This window comes from Grimontia sp. SpTr1, from assembly GCF_947387585.1.
GTDB lineage: Bacteria > Pseudomonadota > Gammaproteobacteria > Enterobacterales > Vibrionaceae > Enterovibrio > Enterovibrio indicus.
Genome location: NZ_CANDOD010000011.1, coordinates 22,113 through 40,440 on the forward strand (window position 1 = coordinate 22,113; position 18,328 = coordinate 40,440).

At 48.0% G+C, this 18,328-nt stretch carries 13 protein-coding genes; 3 read left to right on the top strand and 10 right to left on the bottom strand.

Annotation, left to right across the window (positions count from 1 at the left end; genetic code table 11):
• Positions 1-122: 122 nt before the first annotated feature.
• From QL223_RS15690 to QL223_RS15705, 4 genes are all read right to left on the bottom strand, one after another.
• On the bottom strand, positions 123-1,205 hold the full coding sequence (locus QL223_RS15690; protein ID WP_002539377.1) for a ketoacyl-ACP synthase III: 1,083 nt from the start codon (positions 1,203-1,205) through the stop codon (positions 123-125).
• 143 nt (positions 1,206-1,348) lie between these two features.
• On the bottom strand, positions 1,349-2,719 hold the full coding sequence (locus QL223_RS15695; protein ID WP_281545250.1) for a DASS family sodium-coupled anion symporter: 1,371 nt from the start codon (positions 2,717-2,719) through the stop codon (positions 1,349-1,351).
• Between the two features lie 244 nt (positions 2,720-2,963).
• Positions 2,964-3,623 carry an ElyC/SanA/YdcF family protein gene (locus tag QL223_RS15700; protein WP_281545251.1) on the bottom strand — a complete coding sequence of 220 codons (660 nt, stop codon included), beginning with the start codon at positions 3,621-3,623 and terminating at the stop codon, positions 2,964-2,966.
• Positions 3,624-3,741: 118 nt separating this feature from the next.
• Positions 3,742-5,433 carry an NAD-dependent malic enzyme gene (locus tag QL223_RS15705; protein ID WP_281545252.1) on the bottom strand — a complete coding sequence of 564 codons (1,692 nt, stop codon included), beginning with the start codon at positions 5,431-5,433 and terminating at the stop codon, positions 3,742-3,744.
• 218 nt (positions 5,434-5,651) lie between these two features.
• Between QL223_RS15705 and QL223_RS15710 the strand changes: the two genes are divergently transcribed.
• Positions 5,652-8,003 carry a helicase-related protein gene (locus tag QL223_RS15710; RefSeq protein ID WP_281545253.1) on the top strand — a complete coding sequence of 784 codons (2,352 nt, stop codon included), beginning with the start codon at positions 5,652-5,654 and terminating at the stop codon, positions 8,001-8,003.
• Between the two features lie 53 nt (positions 8,004-8,056).
• Here QL223_RS15710 and QL223_RS15715 read toward each other — a convergent pair whose 3' ends face one another.
• The 3 genes from QL223_RS15715 to QL223_RS15725 form a co-directional block, all read right to left on the bottom strand.
• On the bottom strand, positions 8,057-8,590 hold the full coding sequence (locus QL223_RS15715; RefSeq protein ID WP_281545254.1) for a dihydrofolate reductase family protein: 534 nt from the start codon (positions 8,588-8,590) through the stop codon (positions 8,057-8,059).
• Positions 8,591-8,663: 73 nt separating this feature from the next.
• Positions 8,664-9,146 carry a YajQ family cyclic di-GMP-binding protein gene (locus QL223_RS15720; RefSeq protein WP_281545255.1) on the bottom strand — a complete coding sequence of 161 codons (483 nt, stop codon included), beginning with the start codon at positions 9,144-9,146 and terminating at the stop codon, positions 8,664-8,666.
• 50 nt (positions 9,147-9,196) lie between these two features.
• Complete coding sequence (locus tag QL223_RS15725) at positions 9,197-10,258, bottom strand: 3-deoxy-7-phosphoheptulonate synthase (protein WP_002539369.1); 1,062 nt, start codon at positions 10,256-10,258, stop codon at positions 9,197-9,199.
• Positions 10,259-10,585: 327 nt separating this feature from the next.
• Between QL223_RS15725 and QL223_RS15730 the strand changes: the two genes are divergently transcribed.
• Positions 10,586-11,389, top strand: a complete 804-nt coding sequence (locus QL223_RS15730; protein WP_039850116.1) for a putative PEP-binding protein — start codon at positions 10,586-10,588, stop codon at positions 11,387-11,389.
• A 192-nt stretch (positions 11,390-11,581) separates the two neighbouring features.
• The gene (locus QL223_RS15735; RefSeq protein WP_281545256.1) at positions 11,582-12,418 is read left to right on the top strand and encodes a S1-like domain-containing RNA-binding protein; all 837 of its coding nucleotides are present in this window, start codon (positions 11,582-11,584) and stop codon (positions 12,416-12,418) included.
• Positions 12,419-12,647: 229 nt separating this feature from the next.
• On the opposite strand, the gene rsmF is transcribed toward QL223_RS15735, so the two are convergent.
• From rsmF to QL223_RS15750, 3 genes are all read right to left on the bottom strand, one after another.
• A complete protein-coding gene (gene rsmF, locus QL223_RS15740; protein ID WP_281545257.1) occupies positions 12,648-14,078 on the bottom strand; it encodes a 16S rRNA (cytosine(1407)-C(5))-methyltransferase RsmF in 1,431 nt (476 codons plus the stop codon).
• A 132-nt stretch (positions 14,079-14,210) separates the two neighbouring features.
• Positions 14,211-16,835, bottom strand: coding sequence for an MlaD family protein (locus QL223_RS15745; RefSeq protein WP_281545258.1), 2,625 nt, complete (start codon positions 16,833-16,835; stop codon positions 14,211-14,213).
• Positions 16,822-18,036 carry a paraquat-inducible protein A gene (locus QL223_RS15750; protein ID WP_281545259.1) on the bottom strand — a complete coding sequence of 405 codons (1,215 nt, stop codon included), beginning with the start codon at positions 18,034-18,036 and terminating at the stop codon, positions 16,822-16,824. The genes QL223_RS15745 and QL223_RS15750 overlap by 14 nt, the downstream gene beginning before the upstream one ends.
• Between the last annotated feature and the right edge of the window lie 292 nt (positions 18,037-18,328).

The following is an 18,328-nucleotide window of genomic DNA, read 5'->3' on the forward strand; positions in this document are numbered from 1 at the left end:
TTTGTTGTTCCTTTTTGATGGAGATGACTACACCTGCAAAGGAACGCCGCGAGCACAACGTCAGTCAATCTCGCTGAATCCTGCATCTTCAGGTTGTTTGGGTATTATGTAATCAGTGATTCTTACTTTTCAGCGTTCGCTTTACAGAGCGCGATAGCCTCTTCCAGCAATCCCAGTGCGTTGGTTTCGGGTTCTGGAAGCGCAGCATCCGATTGGCTGATAGGCGTCACACGGTCACCCCAGCGAAGCACACCAGCACCCCAAGTCAGGCCAGCACCGAAAGCGGCCATCAGCAGGGTATTGTTTGGCTGAACTCGGCCTTCTTCCACCGCTTCACAAAGCGCGATTGGAATGGTTGCCGCAGAAGTGTTACCGTACTTGTGGATGTTGATAAATGCTTTCTCTAGCGGGATCTTTGCATGATCGCAAAGCGCTTCGATAATGCGTTTGTTAGCTTGGTGCGGAATAACAACATTGATATCTTCCGGCGTCATGCTCGAACGTGAAAGCACTGTACCAGCAGCCGACCCCATACCTTTTACCGCGCGCTTAAAAATTTCACGCCCAACAAAGTTGAAATCAAAATAACCATTGTCTTGTTCGAAGCGCGGCATCGCAGTTCCAAACTCTGGAATGGCTAACACATCACGACCTTCTGAATCACAGCCGAGTTGCGCGTCGAGTAAGCCGACTTCTTTATCCGTTTTGCTGAGGATGACAGCACCGGCACCATCACCAAACAGTACGGCCGTATCTCGTTTGCTCCAATCGAGATACCAAGTTAGGCGTTCGGCACCAATCACTAGTGCATGCTGATAGTTGCCTGATTGAATCATGCGGGTAGCGGTTTCAAGTGAATACAAGAAGCCGGTACACGCTGCGTTTAGGTCAAAAGCTGCGGCTTTTTTGGCACCTAGTTCAAGCTGTACTTTAGAAGCAATGTTTGGGATCAGGGTGTCAGGAGAGCAAGTGGCGACGATAATCAGGTCGAGGTCTTTGCCTTCAATGCCTGCCGCTGCCAGCGCATGTTTGCCAGCGACGGCGGCCATATCAGATGTATTTACGTGGCTAATGCGGCGGCTACTGATGCCGGTTCTGCTTGAAATCCATTCGTCGGAAGTTTCGATGAAGGTGCTGAGGTCGTTGTTAGTAAGTTCTGCCTGAGGTAAACACTTTCCCCAGCCAGTAATTTCTGCAAATGGCATGAGTTTCTCTTTTTCTCGTAATAATAAAAGCAGTTTACTCCCGTTACAGGGTTGAAACAAACGAGTGTTAGCAGGAAGTGATTTAAAACAAAAAAGTGGCCCGAAGGCCACTTAGGGGGATGGTTTACGGTGGCTTGTTCTAATTACCAGAACATCCAGGCAAACATAGCCAGAACAATGATGGCGACAACGTTCAGGTAGCTACCGGCACGCATCATTTCTGATTGTTTGATATGACCAGAACCGAACACAATTGCGTTAGGTGGTGTGGCAACAGGCAGCATGAATGCACACGAAGCAGCGACAGCAATCAAGGCTGACAGCACGACCGGAGACACACCCAGTGCTTCAGCGACTGTGGCGAAGACTGGCACCAGAAGCGCCGCACTTGCCGTGTTACTTGCAAATTCAGTCAGAAACACCACGAAAGCAACAACGGTCAGTAGAGTGAAGAAGATGCCTGCGCTTGATAAGAAACCACTCAGAGATTCCGCAAGGAATACGCTGGTTCCAGTCGCTTTCAGTACGTTACTCAGTGTTAAGCCACCACCGAACAGCAGCAAGATGCCCCAATCAGTCGTTTTCTCAATGTCTTTCCATTTCACCACACGGGTTGCACCCAACAGGATGATAGCAGTCAGCGCAACCAGCGAGTCAAACTTGCTTAGGCCGCCTAGCATTTGGTTGATTGGCTTGCTGAAAATCCAGCAGAAAGCAGTGAAAGCGAAGATGGCCAGTGTCAGACGACGACCGTTCGTCCATTCGATAGGTTTGTGGTTGAGTTCAAACGTGTGGTTTAGGTTTGGTTTCGTCAGGAAGTAAAGCACTGCGATAGTGAGAGGAAGCAGCGTCAGCGTGATCGGAAGGCCAAGCTTCATCCATTGTGCAAAGTTCAGGTTAACTTCTGCCGCAGCGATCGCGTTTGGCGGGCTACCCACGATAGTCGCGATACCGCCGATACTTGCACAGTAAGCAATACCCAGTAGAACAAAAACATAAGTGCCACGCTCAGATTTAGCGTTAACCTTGCTCAGTACACCCAGTACCAGAGGAAGCATCATGGCTGTCGTTGCAGTGTTTGAAATCCACATCGAAAGACCTGCTGTCACACCAAACAGCATCAACACAGCAACGCTCATACGTCCTTTTGCCAATACCAACACTTTATCGGCAATCGCTTGGTCAAGCTTTTGTACATGAAGCGCCGCAGCCAGAGCAAAACCGCCGAGGAAAAGGAAAATAATTGGGTTGGCAAAGTTTGCCAGTGCGGCGGGGGTTTTGAATACACCCAGTACGACTGCCATCAAGGGAACGAGCAGGGCAGTGATGCTGACATGCAGGGCTTCGGTTAGCCAAAGTACAGCGATAAAGACCAGCATGGACAGGCCGATAACGACGTTTTCTTCAAACGGTAAGACATTCATCAGGATGAAAAAGAGTGCAATGTCTGCAAGGAGGATCAAACTGTTTCTGTTAAACAGCCAATCTTTGAAAGCAAGGGTTAATGCTGTCATATGGGCTTCCTTCATATATAAGTAGGGCAACTTTCTTGTTTTGGTGGAAACGATGAATCAAGGTTTCCGCTATCGAGCATTTCGCTCTTTGTGGGTGCATTATTGCTGAAAGAATCAAAGGGTGAGAGAGGCGGAAGCCACAGGATTAACAAGATGTTGCGCGGATGTTTAAAACTGGGAGCTGATGTTTTTGGAATGGGTGGAAACCTACCCATCACTTTACTGGCGGAGTAACAGTGGTTATCTAATTGTCAGAAAGTGTTTCGGTGGGAATGCTTTCTTTTGGTCCAAGGAACTTGGGTTGTTCGTTTAATACATAAATGTCTAACACAGCCTTAACACGCGCCAAGGTTTCTCGGGCGCGGATTTTCATGCCTGCTGTGCCGCCGGGGCTTGGAACGGCCAGACAGATAGCATCAATATCGTAATAGTCAGCGATGAAAAGGGCTCGCTCGCAGTGGAAAGCTTGGGTAACGAGGGTGAATTCGTCTGCATCAAACACCTTCTTAGCGCGAATAATGGAGTCCAGCGTGCGGAAGCCTGCATAGTCGAGGAAGATCCGATCATCTGGGATCCCAGCTTTCAGCATGTCCCGTTTCATCGTCCAAGGTTCGTTATAAGAGCGGTGGGCGTTGTCGCCACTGAGCAGCATCACCTCAACTTTTTTACTGAGATAGAGCTCCTGTGCGGCTTCAATGCGATAGGTGTAATAAGGGTTCAGTGTTCTGCCGATGTACTTGCTGGTACCCAGCACCAAACCGATATGGCGATTTGGTGTGTTATCGACGGAATCGTAGATGCGGTCTTTCGCCTGAAATGTCACCCAGAAATCCATTGCTGCGATAGCAACAAGTGAGGCGACAACAAGAGTCATGATTACAAAAGACGCTTTACGCAATGACATCACAGTATGGGGAAATAAATATCAGCGGAAGAAACAGGAGGTTAAACCAAATTGAGCGAAATAACAAAAACAACCTCCGCAAAAGCAGAGGTTGTTTCAAATGGCGCAGATAGAGAGATTAGAACGACGTGCGTTTGTACTGACGGTACTTAGGCTGCCAGAAAATGGCATCGATACGTTCTTGCAAGGCATCTTCCGTCAGTTCCAGCGCTACACCTTGCTCAATGGCTTTCTTCGCCACTGCCAATGCAATGTGGCGGGACACAGAGTGAATCTCTTCAAGCGCAGGCAACAGTGGGCCGCGACCAAACTTGGCCAGTGGAGAACACTCAGCCAGTGCGCGGCTGGATTCCATCAGCATTTCGTCAGTGACACGTTTCGCTTCAGCCGCCAACACACCCAAACCGATGCCTGGGAAAATGTAGCTGTTGTTGCACTGTGCAATGGTAAAGGTTTTACCGCCATCCAGAACAACAGGCTCAAATGGGCTACCGGTTGCTACCAGAGCCTCACCGTTTGTCCAGCGAAGGATATCAAACGGCGTCGCTTCGACACGGCTGGTTGGGTTAGACAGTGGGAACACAATAGGGCGTTCGCAGTTAGCGTGCATCGCTTTAATGACTTCTTCGCTGAACAGACCTGGTGCACCAGAAACACCGATAAGAACGGTAGGTTTAGCATTCTGAACCACATCGAGTAGCGAAACATTTTGGTCTTGCAGCTCCCAGTCTTTGATCGCAGATGACTTCTGAACCAGCTTCTGCTGGAAATCGAGCAGGTTTGGCATGGAATCCAACAGCAGACCCCAACGGTCAACCATGAACACACGCTCACGCGCTTCACCATCAGTGATGCCTTCAGACACCATCTGCGCAATGATCGCTTCTGCGATACCGCAACCCGCTGAACCTGCACCCAGGAAGGTAATGCGTTGCTCGGAAAGCTTGGTCCCCGCAGCTTTACAAGCCGCAATCAGCGAACCAACGGTCACGGCTGCAGTACCTTGAATGTCATCGTTAAAACAACATACGCGGTCTTTGTATCGCTCAAGGATTGGCATCGCATTCTTCTGCGCGAAATCCTCAAATTGAATCAATGCATCAGGCCAACGAAGTTGTACTGCCTGAATAAACTCTTCGATGAAATCATCGTAATCTTGACCCGTCACACGTGTATGACGCCAACCCATATACATAGGGTCAGAAAGGCGCTGAGGGTTATTGGTGCCAACATCCAGAACAATTGGAAGTGTATAGGCTGGGCTGATACCCCCACATGCGGTGTATAGCGCAAGCTTACCGATCGGAATACCCATGCCGCCGATGCCCTGATCCCCAAGACCCAGAATGCGTTCGCCATCCGTTACAACGATGACTTTCACGTTGTGGCGCGAAGCGTTGTTGAGCATTTCATCGATACGGTAGCGGTTCGGGTAAGAGATAAACAAACCACGGCCACGACGGTAGATTTCGGAAAAGTTTTCGCATGCTGCGCCAACTGTCGGGGTGTAGATGATTGGCATCATCTCAGAAATGTGGCTGTTAACCAGTCGATAGAACAGGGTTTCGTTGGTGTCCTGAATATTTCGAAGATAGATATGTTTATCCATATCATTTTCGAAACGGAGGTACTGCTTGTAGGCACGCTCGGCTTGTTCTTCGATAGACTCAATCGCTTCCGGCAAAAGGCCTTCAAGATTAAAGAACATGCGTTCTTCGACAGAAAATGCACTGCCTTTATTCAGGAGAGGCGTTTCCAGTAGTGCTGGGCCCGCGTAAGGGATATAGAGAGGACGTTTTTGATTATGCATTGAGAAGACAACTCTGTTCTTTCAGAAGGTGATTAATACTAAAGTATAAGGCGTGAAAGTGTAGTGTTGTTAACCTTTGGTATTCAAGCGCATTTTGTTTTAAACGAGCAACTGAGCAGGAAAAGGTGAGCTGATGCGAGCGCAAGGGGTGGAAAACGACACATACACACAAACACTAGGGTACACTCACAACAAACCAGAAACGCATATAAAAAGTCATGAATGACGGAAAAAACCTCACGCTTCCTATCGATAGCATTCAACAAGACGTTGAACACATTCTCTGCGACTCCAACCTAATCGTTCAGGCGGATACTGGAACTGGTAAATCGACCCGTCTGCCAGTGTGGGCCACAAAACTCGGTCGGGTATTGGTGATTGAACCTCGTCGTGTCGCCTGCACCAGTTTGGCTGGATTCGTCGCTGATACATTGAACAGCCAAGTGGGAGAACGGGTTGGCTATGCCATCAAATTTGATTACCGTTTTCAGGAAAACTCTGAGGTGGTATTTGCCACACCTGGCTTGGTGCTGCGCTGGTTCAGCGAAGATAAGTTGAAAGATTTTGATGTGGTGATGATTGATGAGTTTCACGAACGTCGCTCGGAGACTGATTTACTTGCTGCGTTGTTGGTAGAGCATAATCAGCATCGTTTGATCATCACGTCTGCGACCCTTGATAACCAGCGTCTTGAAGCCTACTTCAACGCCAAAGTGCTTATCGCAAGTGCAAGGAGTTACGGTGTCACTACATATCACCATGCACTCGACTCCCAGCATATGCCGTCGGGAAAATCGATTGAGAACCGCATTAAGCCGATTGTTGAAAGGGCGCTCGAAAGAGGTGGAGATGTGTTGGTTTTTCTGCCAGGTAAAAAGGAAATCAACCAGTGCCAATCAATGTTGAAAACACTGGATGCAGACGTCATCCCTTTGCATGCATCTGTGTCCGACTCCGACCGATTTCGTGCTTTGCACCAGTCGGAAAATCAACGTGTGGTGCTGGCAACGAATGTGGCAGAGACTTCACTGACGATTCCGGGAATTGTGACTGTTATTGACTCCGGCATGGAGCGCCGCACACATCAGAGAAACGGGCGCACCGCTTTGGCTCTGCACGCGATATCAAAAGCCAGCGCCAAACAGCGTGCCGGACGCGCAGGCCGAATTTCTGCTGGATATTGTGAACGGTTATTCGGGGAACATGCGCCCCTAGAGACTTTTACACCGCCAGAATTGGAAAGGGAAGACCTCACTGAGACCATGCTTGCGGCAGCGTGTTGTGGCTATATGCTGGAAGCTCTGACGTTTCTCTCCAAACTCCCAGATAAGTCGATGCACATTGCAAAAACGCGATTGACTGAAATGGGTGCTATTGATGAATCTGGCAAGATCACAACGCATGGTCAGCGCCTCTATCCCTTGCCGATTGATAGCCTTTTCGCCCACCTTATTTCAGGAATGGACAGCAAATCCAACACCGAAGCCATGATTGATCTCGCGGCAATATTGCAAACACCGATGACAGTCTGGAGGCGCAAAGCTGGCGAGCTACTACTGGAGGACTATCGCCGTTGGAACACCTATTCTTGTGACGTTGTCACATCAATTGCTGTGCTTCGTGGTGAGCAACCTGCCGAAATCATTGATGTTGATGCTGTTGCGCTGGATGAGGCAAGGCGACTTTCGGCCTCGATACGTGAAGCATTAGAGTTACCGCAATGGGAAGTCGCGAGTCGGTTTCATCGGGAAGCATTTCTAAAAAATGTGTTGTCGGTGTCTTCAGAATTAGCTTATGTCCGGCGCGAAAAACGTCAGCAAGCCTTTGGTAATGGCTTTAATGAAGTTACTTTAAGTCGAGATAGTGATTTCCTTGCGGAGCCCCAGGCAGCCATAGTGTTTGATCAGTTTCACTTGGCGGGACGCGGTGTGAAACAGACAACCTCTTACGCAACCTGCATGGCACCGGTTCCGTTCGGTTGGCTTGTTGATGCTGGGTTAGGTGAAGAATCCGTTTCTGAGTTTGATGACAGCGAAGGTGTGGTGGTTGATGTTATCGAGCGCATTTATGCAGGAAGGGTCATTGGCGAATACAGAAAAGCCGCTCAGGGGGAAACCCTCATCCGTGCGCTGGCGACACAAATTCTTCATGGTGAACTTCTCGAGGGGACGGGCGAGCGTTTAACGAAAGAGGTGAAATACTGGAACCTCTATCAATCATTGGAAGATACCGCCAATCGCCCGCAGGTAGATGTATTGTCATGGCTTGAGAAAGCTCTGAAGGATTTGGGCGTTGAATCAGTCGATGATCTTGAGCTTATTGATGGTGATGATTTTGTCTTTGAGGGCATTCCATCGTGGGAGTTTGATGATTTTGCCGAAAAATACCCGCTGGAACTGACGCTTGCTGAATTGAAGCTTGATGTTGAGTATCAAAAAGGAAAACGGACTGTGGTGGTGCATCATGTCGGCGGCACCAGAAAAGACGGGCCTAAACGATGGGAATTGCCGTCTTGGAACGGGTGGAAGGTGCAATACAAAAAAGCCAGCCGCGTGATTGATGTTAGGTAAGGACATGATCCCATAAGAGGCCTGCAATGGGCTCAGGCCTCTTTCTGGATGGCTTATCTCACGCGTTTAAAGTGAGATTTCACCATAGCGTCGATAAGCACTTCACTTTTGACTAACTCAAACTGTTGCCTGTGCTTCAGATCGCCAAACAGTCTTGAGCCACCGCCCAGCAATACAGGAATTTGGGTGATGACGAGTTCATCAATCAGGTCTTCCGACAGAAAGCTTTGAATCGTCTTTCCGCCATCGATGTAAAGATTCTTGAAACCTTGCTCATTGAGGCTTTTAAGGATCTCTGACAGTGATCCTGAAACCAAAAAAGCTTTATCTTTATGGGAGTCAGGGATTTCATTCATAGTATTGCTGAGCACAAACACGGGTTTGGTATATGGCCAATCACAGTCAAATCCCAATACTGTTTCAAAAGTGGTTCTGCCCATTACCAACCCATCAATACCAGCCATAAATTCTGCCCAGCCAAAATCTGATTGTTCAGGGTTCGGAATGCTGTGTAACCAATCTAAGCCGCCGTCTTTGTCTGCGATGTAACCGTCAAGGCTGGTCGCGATATAAACAATGTTTGTCATGTTAAGCGTCCTCGTTATCAACAAAAAAAGCCATTCACCGAAAGGCAAATGGCTTTTTACTCGTTAGGCTGGGTTAGTCTCTGAAGTTATCGAACTGGAATGGCTGACCCAAATCAGCTTCACGGACAACTTGCATTGCTGCTTGAAGGTCGTCACGCTTTTTACCGGTTACGCGAAGCTTCTCACCCTGAATCTGAGCTTGAACCTTAATCTTGGCCTCTTTAATCAGCTTGACGATTTTCTTCGCAATGTCGGCTTCGATGCCGTTTTTGAAATGCACATCGCTGAAGAAAGTCTTACCTGAGTGAACCATGTCTTTAGGTTCCATCGCGCGGGCATCAACACCGCGTTTGGCTAGGTTACCGCGAAGGATATCCATCATTTGGTTAACCTGAAAGTCAGATTCAGCAGAGACTTTCACGACTTCTTTGTTGAGTTCAAAGCTTGCGTCTACGTTACGAAAGTCAAAACGGGTAGCCAGTTCGCGTTTCGCGTTGTCTACGGCGTTTTTCAACTCAACGGTATCGATCTCTGAAACGATATCAAAAGAAGGCATAGTAATTTCCTGATATTTAACTGAAGGTTGAGCTTATCACACACACTTGTTTAGCGTGAATTACGTTTCGCAATAGCGTCAGAAAGCATCTGCAGCATTTTTTCAGTGTCGTTCCAGCCAAGACATGGGTCTGTGATGGACTTGCCATACGTAAGGTCGCACAAGTTGTCTTTATCAGCGGCTTGGTTACCTTCTTCGATGAAACTCTCCGCCATGATACCAGCGATGAAAGTGTCGCCTTCGACCAGTTGGTTGCAAATGTCTGCAGCAACATCTAATTGACGACGGTGCTGTTTCTCACAGTTTGCGTGACTGAAGTCCACCACAAGGCGGGGTGTCAGACCAATTTCAGACAAGTTCGCTGCAGCACTCTCAACATCAGCTTTGTGGTAGTTCGGCTGATGTCCACCGCGGAGGATAACGTGACCATAAGGGTTGCCGCTGGTGCGGTAGATGGTCATGACGCCATTTTTGTCCGGTGAGCAGAATAGATGAGACGTTTGGCTTGAACGAATCGCATCAATGGCAATTTTAATGTTCCCATCGGTGCCGTTTTTAAAGCCAACCGGGCATGACAACGCAGATGCCATTTCACGGTGGATTTGTGATTCCGTCGTACGTGCGCCAATGGCTCCCCAGGTCACCAAGTCTGCAATGTATTGTCCGGTAATCATGTCCAGGAACTCGGTTGCAGTAGGCAGGCCCAGCTTGTTCACATCCAGCAGAAATTTACGGGCTTTGAACAGGCCTTTGCGAAGGTTACAGCTGCCATCGAGATCTGGGTCATTGATCATGCCTTTCCAGCCCACAACAGTGCGTGGTTTTTCGAAATAGGTACGCATGACAATGTGAAGTGTTTCTTTGTGTTGGTCTGCCAGCACTTTAAGGCGTTTTGCGTAGTCCAGACCCGCATCTGGATCATGGATAGAACATGGACCAACAACGACAAGGAGTCGGTTGTCGCGGCCAGTAAGAATATCTTCAGCTTGTTTACGGGCTTCGGCGATGTCTTGAGCAACACTGTCTGTAAGTGGGGATTCTGCTTCCACTTCTGCTGGGGTTGGCAGAGTGTCAACAGGTTGCGTTCTTAGTTCGTCAGTTTTAATCGGCATGGGCTCTGCCTTCCTTACGTCGGTGTTCTTGCGAAGGCAGTAAGATAGCAAAAAATCGGTGTCAGAAAAGCCATGATGTGGTCTTTCAGCGATTTATTCTTTCTATTGCATTTGTTTTGACCGGAAAGATTCGTAAACAACCGAGCTTTGTGCGGTCATCCGGAATCGAAAATTCATCTCGGATTTCTCTTGTAACAAAAGGGCTCTGTGGTATGTTTTCCTCTGGATGGACGAAAATCAGTCGCTTGCGAAGAATCGGCGTCGATAAACCATCATTTTCTTGCCACAACAGGCACTTAAGTTTCTACAAGGCAGTATTGGTGCGCTATGTCTCAAATGGATTTAACCTATTCCCACGTTTTTAAGAACTCCTCTCAACTGGAAGGTCACGACACGTCGTTTGGACTGGTCTCTCTCGGTGAATTGTATATCAATGCCATCGGAACTCATCCGTCAGCATTAGATGACAGTAATGCGACGAAGGACAAATTAGTGTCCTTGCTCGAAAGTGCTTATAAAGCGAACACAGACCGACCATTTCGTGTCATGCTGAACGACCAAAGCGCGCTGGCGTTAAAACAAATGCAAGGCGCAGATTCCGAGCCTGAGGAAGCAAACCCCGCGATGGGACTGCGTGGTGTTTCGCGCTATGCGAGCAAAGCAGGTAAACCCGGATTTATTTTTGAGTGCGAGGTGCTTAAAAAGGCGATTCAGGACAAGAAGCTTCCTGTGGAAGTCGTTGTTCCTTTTGTTCGTACATCCAGTGAAGCTGCTACCATGATTGATTTGCTGGCAGAGCAGGGTCTTTGTCGGGGCGCAAACGGTCTGAAAGTGCTTCTGGCATGCCAGTTACCTGCTAATGCCGTGCTGGCTGAGGCTTTGCTTGCGTATTTCGACGGCATCATCATTGATGTCGATAATCTAGCAGCATTTACGCTGGCGGTGGACTTTGGTGACGAAGCGCTACCGTATACATTCAGCAAACACAATGAAGCAGTAAAGAGCCTGATCCGCGACACGGTTCGTAAGACGCAATTAGCTGATAAGCCGGTTCAGATCCTTGCTCAAGAGTCTGACAAAGCGATTATCGAATTGGCGGAAGGGGCCAATGTAGAACTGATTTATCAGTAGATTGTCTTTCTGAATATCAACTGTTTTGAGCGCCACGCATTGTCGTGGCGTTTTTTCGTTGCAAGCTTGGCAATCATTCCCGCCCAATAAAGAACCAATCAAGCTTTTGTCATCAAATTACTGCAACTATCAGCCAGTAAATCTCGTATACTGCGGCCAACAGACCCTAAAAAACCAACGAGCAATACATCCATGATTAAAATCGGTCAGATGAATCACCTTACCGTGGTGAAAGAAGTCGAGTTCGGCGTATTCGTAGACGGCGGACAGGAATACGGCAATATTCTGCTGCCAAAACGCTATGTGCCAAAAGGCACGCAAATTGGCGATGAGATTGAAGTGTTCATCTACTTTGACTCTGAAGACGATGTGATTGCAACCACCGAAAAGCCATTGGCGCAGGTCGGACAATTCGCGAAGCTGAAATGTGTCAACACGACGAGTGTTGGGGCGTTTTTGAATTGGGGTTTGCCAAAAGACCTGTTGGTTCCGTTCAGCGAACAGCGCATTAAAATGCAGGAAGGAAGAGACTATCTGGTTTTCCTTTACATTGATAATGCGTCAGGGCGTATCGTTGGCTCCACCAAGTTTAATAAGTTTCTCGACAAAACCCCTGCGCGCTATAAGAAAGGCGATCAGGTTCATGTGACCGTGGCGGAAGAAACCGAGCTTGGCTACAAGTGTGCTGTGAATGACGCCCATTGGGGCCTGCTGTTCAAGTCAGAAGTCTTTGGAAAGCTGTTTATTGGTAAGAGCCTGAAGGCCTACATCAAGCAGATTCGTGAAGACGGCAAAATTGACCTGTCATTGCAGAAACTGGGTAAAGGTAAAGTCGACGACCTTTCTGACAAAATTGTTCGCACTCTAGAGCGTAAAGGTGGCTTCCTGCCGGTGACTGACAAGAGCAGCCCAGACCAGATTTTTGAATTGTTCCGCACCAGTAAGGCGACGTTCAAGAAAACCATCGGTGGATTGTACAAAGAGCGCAGAATCCGCATCGAGAAAGATGGCATCTACCTGATTAAGTAATGTAGGTAGAAAGGGAGTAAAGAAAGGTCGCGAAAGCGGCCTTTTTTGTGACTGATTTCCGTTGAAGAACGTCAGATAAAAAGAGCCCGGAACGATTCCTGTTCCGGGCTTAGGGGAATGGCTCGTAAGAGCCTTGCGCTAACTGGTTTAAATGGAGATTTGTAACACTTCAAAATTTAGCTGGCGCAAGGCTCTCGCGGCGTGTCATGAATGAGAATTTAGGGATCGTCTATTCAATAAATAAATTGACGTCTCTAACTAACTCTCTTGGAAGGCCATTTTTGATTCGGTTGCCTACCCATTTACCGATACCAATCGGTTGACGACGGTAACAAACGATGACTTCACCAGAATCTGTCAGGCCTTCTGGTCTAATATCCCTGCCCATATACCATTCTTTAGCGTCAGCCACAGACAGCTCAACACACTTTGGCTCGTTTCCTTTCGCTAAAGCCATGATGGTCTCATGCTGCCAGCGGTATCCTTTCTTATGGGCTTCTGCGAGCTTTAATCCAATGCGATCAAATTTGATTTCAGGAAGAATATCTTCAACCTGTTCTGGGAAAATCCACACTTCTTTATCACGCAGCCACACGTTAGATGATTGAGGAACGGAAAGTCCCAGTGTGTCATCCAGTGCTTTGACTACTGCATCAGCCTCTTTTGGTTTGGCCTTTTGGAATGGAAATTTACGTGGACGCTTTTTGACCATCTCAGAGCCGACGCTGTCCGTTTTCTTCAGGCGAGCAACGAAAAAACCCTCGCTGTCGAAAATCTGCGGAAACACATGCAGGAAGCCTTCTTCTGTGCAGGCAGCAGCAGCACCTTTAAAAAGGTCATTGAGTGGTTCAAATTCGACAGCATCACCAAAAGTGTCTTTGATGAAATGGCAGATATGTTGGTTTTCATCGTGATTAAGGGTACATGTCGAGTACACCATGGTGCCGCCCGGTTTCAGAGCGTGGAAGGCACTCACAATCAGATCGCGCTGGGTATTCGCGATGTCTTGCACAGATTCCAGGCTCCAGTTGCTAAAGGCGTCAGCATCTTTTCTGATCGTCCCTTCACCAGAACACGGTGCATCGAGCAAGATCGCGTCAAAGGTTTCTGGCAACCAGTCACCAAACACACGGCCATCATAGTTAGTCAGCGCCGAATTCACCACACCACAGCGAAGCAGGTTGGCATGAAGTACTTTGACTCGGCTCGCCGAGTATTCATTAGCAACCAGAAGACCTTCATTGCTCAAAGCTGCTGCGATTTGCGTGGTCTTGGAGCCTGGTGCGGCTGCCATATCCAGAACACGGTTCAATGTAATGTCGTTTTCCAGCAATGCGGTGACTGGCAGCATTGAGCTCGCTTCCTGAATGTAGAACAGGCCAGCCATGTGCTCTGCGGTGTTCCCCAGAGGCACGTTGTCTTCGTCGTAGTCATCCAGCCAAAACCCTGTGTCACACCATGGCACAGGCGAAAGATTCCAGCCTTTTTCATTGGCACGTTCAAGAAAATCTTCCACCGAGATTTTCAGCGTATTTACGCGAAGGCTTCTTCGAAGAGGGCGTTTACACGACTCGATGAAATCAGTCATAGAAAGGTGAGAAGGCAGAATCTGTTCAATTTGATTTAGGAACGACTCTGGGATCTTGATATTTGGATGCACCTGAAAGGTCTCTTGCTGGCATTTACTGAACTGCGAAGTGTAAAAGGATTAGCGTTGAGAAACCAGTAAGAACCTCGGCTTGCTGCATAAAAAAGCGCGGGACAAAGCCCGCGCTGTATCAGGATAACTGACTTAGAAATAGGGAATGGCTGTTCGCCAGGAAGTCCAATCTTCCTCTGGTGCTTTATGAAGAAGGAAGTGTTGGTCAGAACGGGCAGGCTTCGCCAGTTTATCTCCCGGCGGTGTAGCGAACGCGATGCCACCTTTGAGGATGCTTTCCAACGTTCCGCTTCGAATATTTGCGCCAGTGATACCGATAGAAACATCGACACCGGACTGATTCCAGAACACGGTGTTGTTGCGTATCAGGTGTTTGTAATCATCACTGATTTTTACTTCCATTAAGACGCGGTCAGCAAAGCGGCCCAATCGGACTGCCGTAACCGCGCCAACTTCAAAGTCTCGGAAGAGAATAGGAGTGCCGACACTCACTGAGCCGCGGTTTTCGCTTTCTAGCACCAGCGACAAGCCACCAGAATATTCCGCTGATTTATGAAGCTGGAAGTTGTCGCGTTTGTCGCCTTTGCCCGGTACCACAGAGATGTATGAGCCGAACAAAGAGTCCAGATTTTCTGTTTTGGTCAAACTCAGTGAAGGCTGTGCCACCCAGAAATAGCTGGTGGCTCGCGCCAGTTTTCCGGAAAACTCAGGATAAATCATCGCTTTGATGGTGACACCTTCCGTTTGGAATGCCGGCGCTAAAGAGGTGACTTCACCCACGTCAACGCCCTGGAACTTGATTTTGCTGCCTTTCGCAAGACCACTTGCATCATCGGCAGAGAAGGTCAATTTGAGGCCGTGGTTTTGTGCATCCGTCAGGCTGTCATAGAGCTTCCAGTCTTTCCCGTTACGGTTTTCGATGCCATTGATATCTCCAAAAGAAATACCGCCGGAGACAATAGACTTCAATGAACCAGTGTCGATCTTCACGCCACTTAAACCTGCTTCGATGTCGACGCCGGAATGATTCCAGAAAACGGTATTGCTGGTGACCAAATGGCGATAACGGTTTTCAATCTGAATCGTCACTTCCACTCGAGATTGAGTGAGCTCAAACCGCTCAATTTTACCGACAGTGAAGTTCTTATACATGACAGGACTGCCTTCAGACACTGAAGGGAGTTTGTCTGCAATCAGAGTGAAACGCTGAAAGCCTTTGGTGGCTTTCTGAGCGTTACGAGCCTGAATGTCTGATTTAAACAGTGGGTATTCGGCAAGAGGGGTATTTTCACCAGCGCTGGTAAAGCTGATTGCCGGTTCCACCATTTGAGCGACAGTCGGAACGCTAAACTCAATGCCTTCAGCGTTAATTTGCCCTGTGGCACCGCCAAGAATAAAGAACTTGGAGCCGCTTTTTACCAGATGCTTGTAGTCGGGATATACGACCAGCTCCAGTTTAACTTCTTGATCACTGAGTTTTGTACCTTTTACAAAACCCACCTGAACACCACGATATAGCACCTTAGTACCCGCTTTTAACCCCCAACTGCTCTCCGCTGTGACAGTGACAAGTAGAGAGCGGGGATCTTCTTCGATTAAATCGGATTGTGTTTTGGCAGCGAACACTTTGGCATCATCACCTTGTCCGGGCTTGATCGACAGTGTGTTGCCAGTGATTAGATTCGATAGACGCTTAACGCCTGCGAGACTGATTTCTGGCTTCTCAATGAGAAATTCGCTTCCTGTTTTCAGCAGCCAAGCCATGGATGGGTTGATGTTGGCAGTGGCCTCTGTGCCACTAAAATCTTCATTGAAGTGAATGCCGCTTAATCGACCAACTTCCAGCCCTTGGAAAAGAATAGGGGCTTCTGGATTTGTAATACCGTGGTTATCAGGCAGATTAATCGTAACCATAATACCGCGGTCCGTATCGTTGATAGAGCGATACAACGAATACATGGCCAAAGGTTCAGCTGGTTTGCTTTCTGGCGGAGAATCGAAAGCAATGCCTCCGGCGATCACCGAAGCGAGGTTTTCAATGCTGACTTCAACACCGCCAATACCAATATCGGCTTCAACACCGCTGACATTCCAGAATTTCGATGCCTTTGTCACCAATTTGGCATATTCATTCTTGATGTTGAGTGACAGTGTCACACCTTGCTTGTCCGAAGTTAGACGGTAATCAATGACTTCGCCCACACGGATTTTTTTGTAGTAAACGCCAGAGCCTACGCTGATAGAGCCAAGATCTGGTGCTTGTAGCTGAATCAGCAGTCCATCATCGCCGAATGCATTGACCGGTGGCTCATCGGCGGCAACGAAGGTATTTCGTTCGTCACCTGTGCCAGGCTGCACCGCGATGTAGTTACCCGTAACCAGAGCATCTAAACCGCTGATGCCAGTGATTGATGCACGGGGGCGTACCACCCAGAATACGGTGTTCTGGCGAAGGATCTTTTTGGCTTCTGGGTAAATTTCAGCCTGTGCGGAGATGCTTTTTAGATCATCAGAAAGGGTGACTTTCCGGATAATGCCAACCTCAAGCCCCTGATAGCGAATGGTGGTTCTTCCTGCCTCGATACCTTGAGCATCGGTAAAGAAGATTTCAATGCGTTCACCGGCTTCATTGACTGATTTATAAAGCAGCCAGCCAGCGAGAACAAAAGCTAATAGGGTGAAAATCCACAGTGGAGAGATACTTTTGTCTTTCTTAATCACAGGGTCTTTGACTTGTGAGTCTTCAACGTTGCTCATACTTGTCCCAAATAAGTCGAGAGTCCAGACTTTCTGCGGCAATCATAGTGAGTACCACAACGAGCCCAAAGGCTATAGCACCAGGTCCTGGTGTGAAATCGAGAAGGTTTCCGCGGTCAATCAGGGAAACCATGATGGCAATGACGCAGAGATCCATCATTGACCATTTACCTATCCATTTAACAAACCGATACAGCTTCATTCGAAGCTTCCTGCCTGATTCCACTTTGAAGTGAATACAAAGCAGGATGTACGCCAGACAAATAATTTTTGCTACGGGAACAATAATACTGGCAGTGAAGATAATGATGGCAATGCCATACATCCCTTGCTTAATGAGGGAGGCAACACCCGAGAATATTGTGTCTTCCAGCCTTTTTCCGTTGGTCAGCAAAATGGAAATGGGGTAGAAGTTGGCTGGGAAGATAAAGACAACAGCAGCAAGTAGAGAAGCCCAGGTTTTCTGCATGCTTTGAAATACCCGGTGTTCGGTCTTGGTGCCACAACGGATGCAGTGCTCATGATCGGAATGTTGTGTCAATCCGCAGAGCTTACAGGCGGTCAGCGTATTTTCTTCACACTTGATCTCGGTAGATTCTTCGCGTGATTCTTTTGATAGACCAAAAGCATCCCAGTAGCGTTTTGGGGATACCCGAGAGAGAAGAACAGCGGTCAGGATTTGGAGCAGAACGAAACTTAATAATCCAGCATCCGGGCTCACTTCTGCAAAATCCCGTACTTTAAAGCAACCCACCGCCAAGCTAACCAGGAACACATCAACCATTACCCAGTGGCGGATGTATTTCAGTATTTTTGTGCTGTATCTCAGCGCAGTGGCATTTCGAATGAATAGAGAAAAGTGCGATGCCAATATGGTTAACAAATATAAAAGTGGGGCAATCGCTACGCAGAATATGACCAAAGTGCCAACAAAAGGAAATGTATCCAGAAGAACGACACTGCCGCTGGTTACCGTGGTTGAGAATGGCACACCGAAGAGGTTAATGGTGACCAAAGGATAGAGCTGGGCAGGGATGAACAACACCAGCGCTGCGATGGCAATTGCCAGCTCACCGGATAAACTGATGGACGAGTTTTTAATCACCCGGCTATCGCAGTGTGGACAGCGAGCGCTAAAGCCTCTTGTCACAGGCACTTCATGTAGTAGCAGATCGCATGACGCACATCTCAGCACATGCATAGCGTATCTTCCCCTTAAATAGAGTCACTGGTGTAAATATACCCAATCCTTGGGAGCTACCTGTATTACCACTCGTGCAGAGATGACCATTCCTGGCAGGCAAGCGTCACTATTGGTACCAAAACAACACATTTTTACGCGTGCCTGATACTCAATACAATGTGCATCTTAATCAAACTGTTATGCCCAAACAACCTGAAATAATCGGGCGTCAAAGCTTCAAAGTGGTTTCTAAGCTGGATTATTAGTGACAGTAATAGATGATAAAACTGTCATACGTTAATGCGACGAT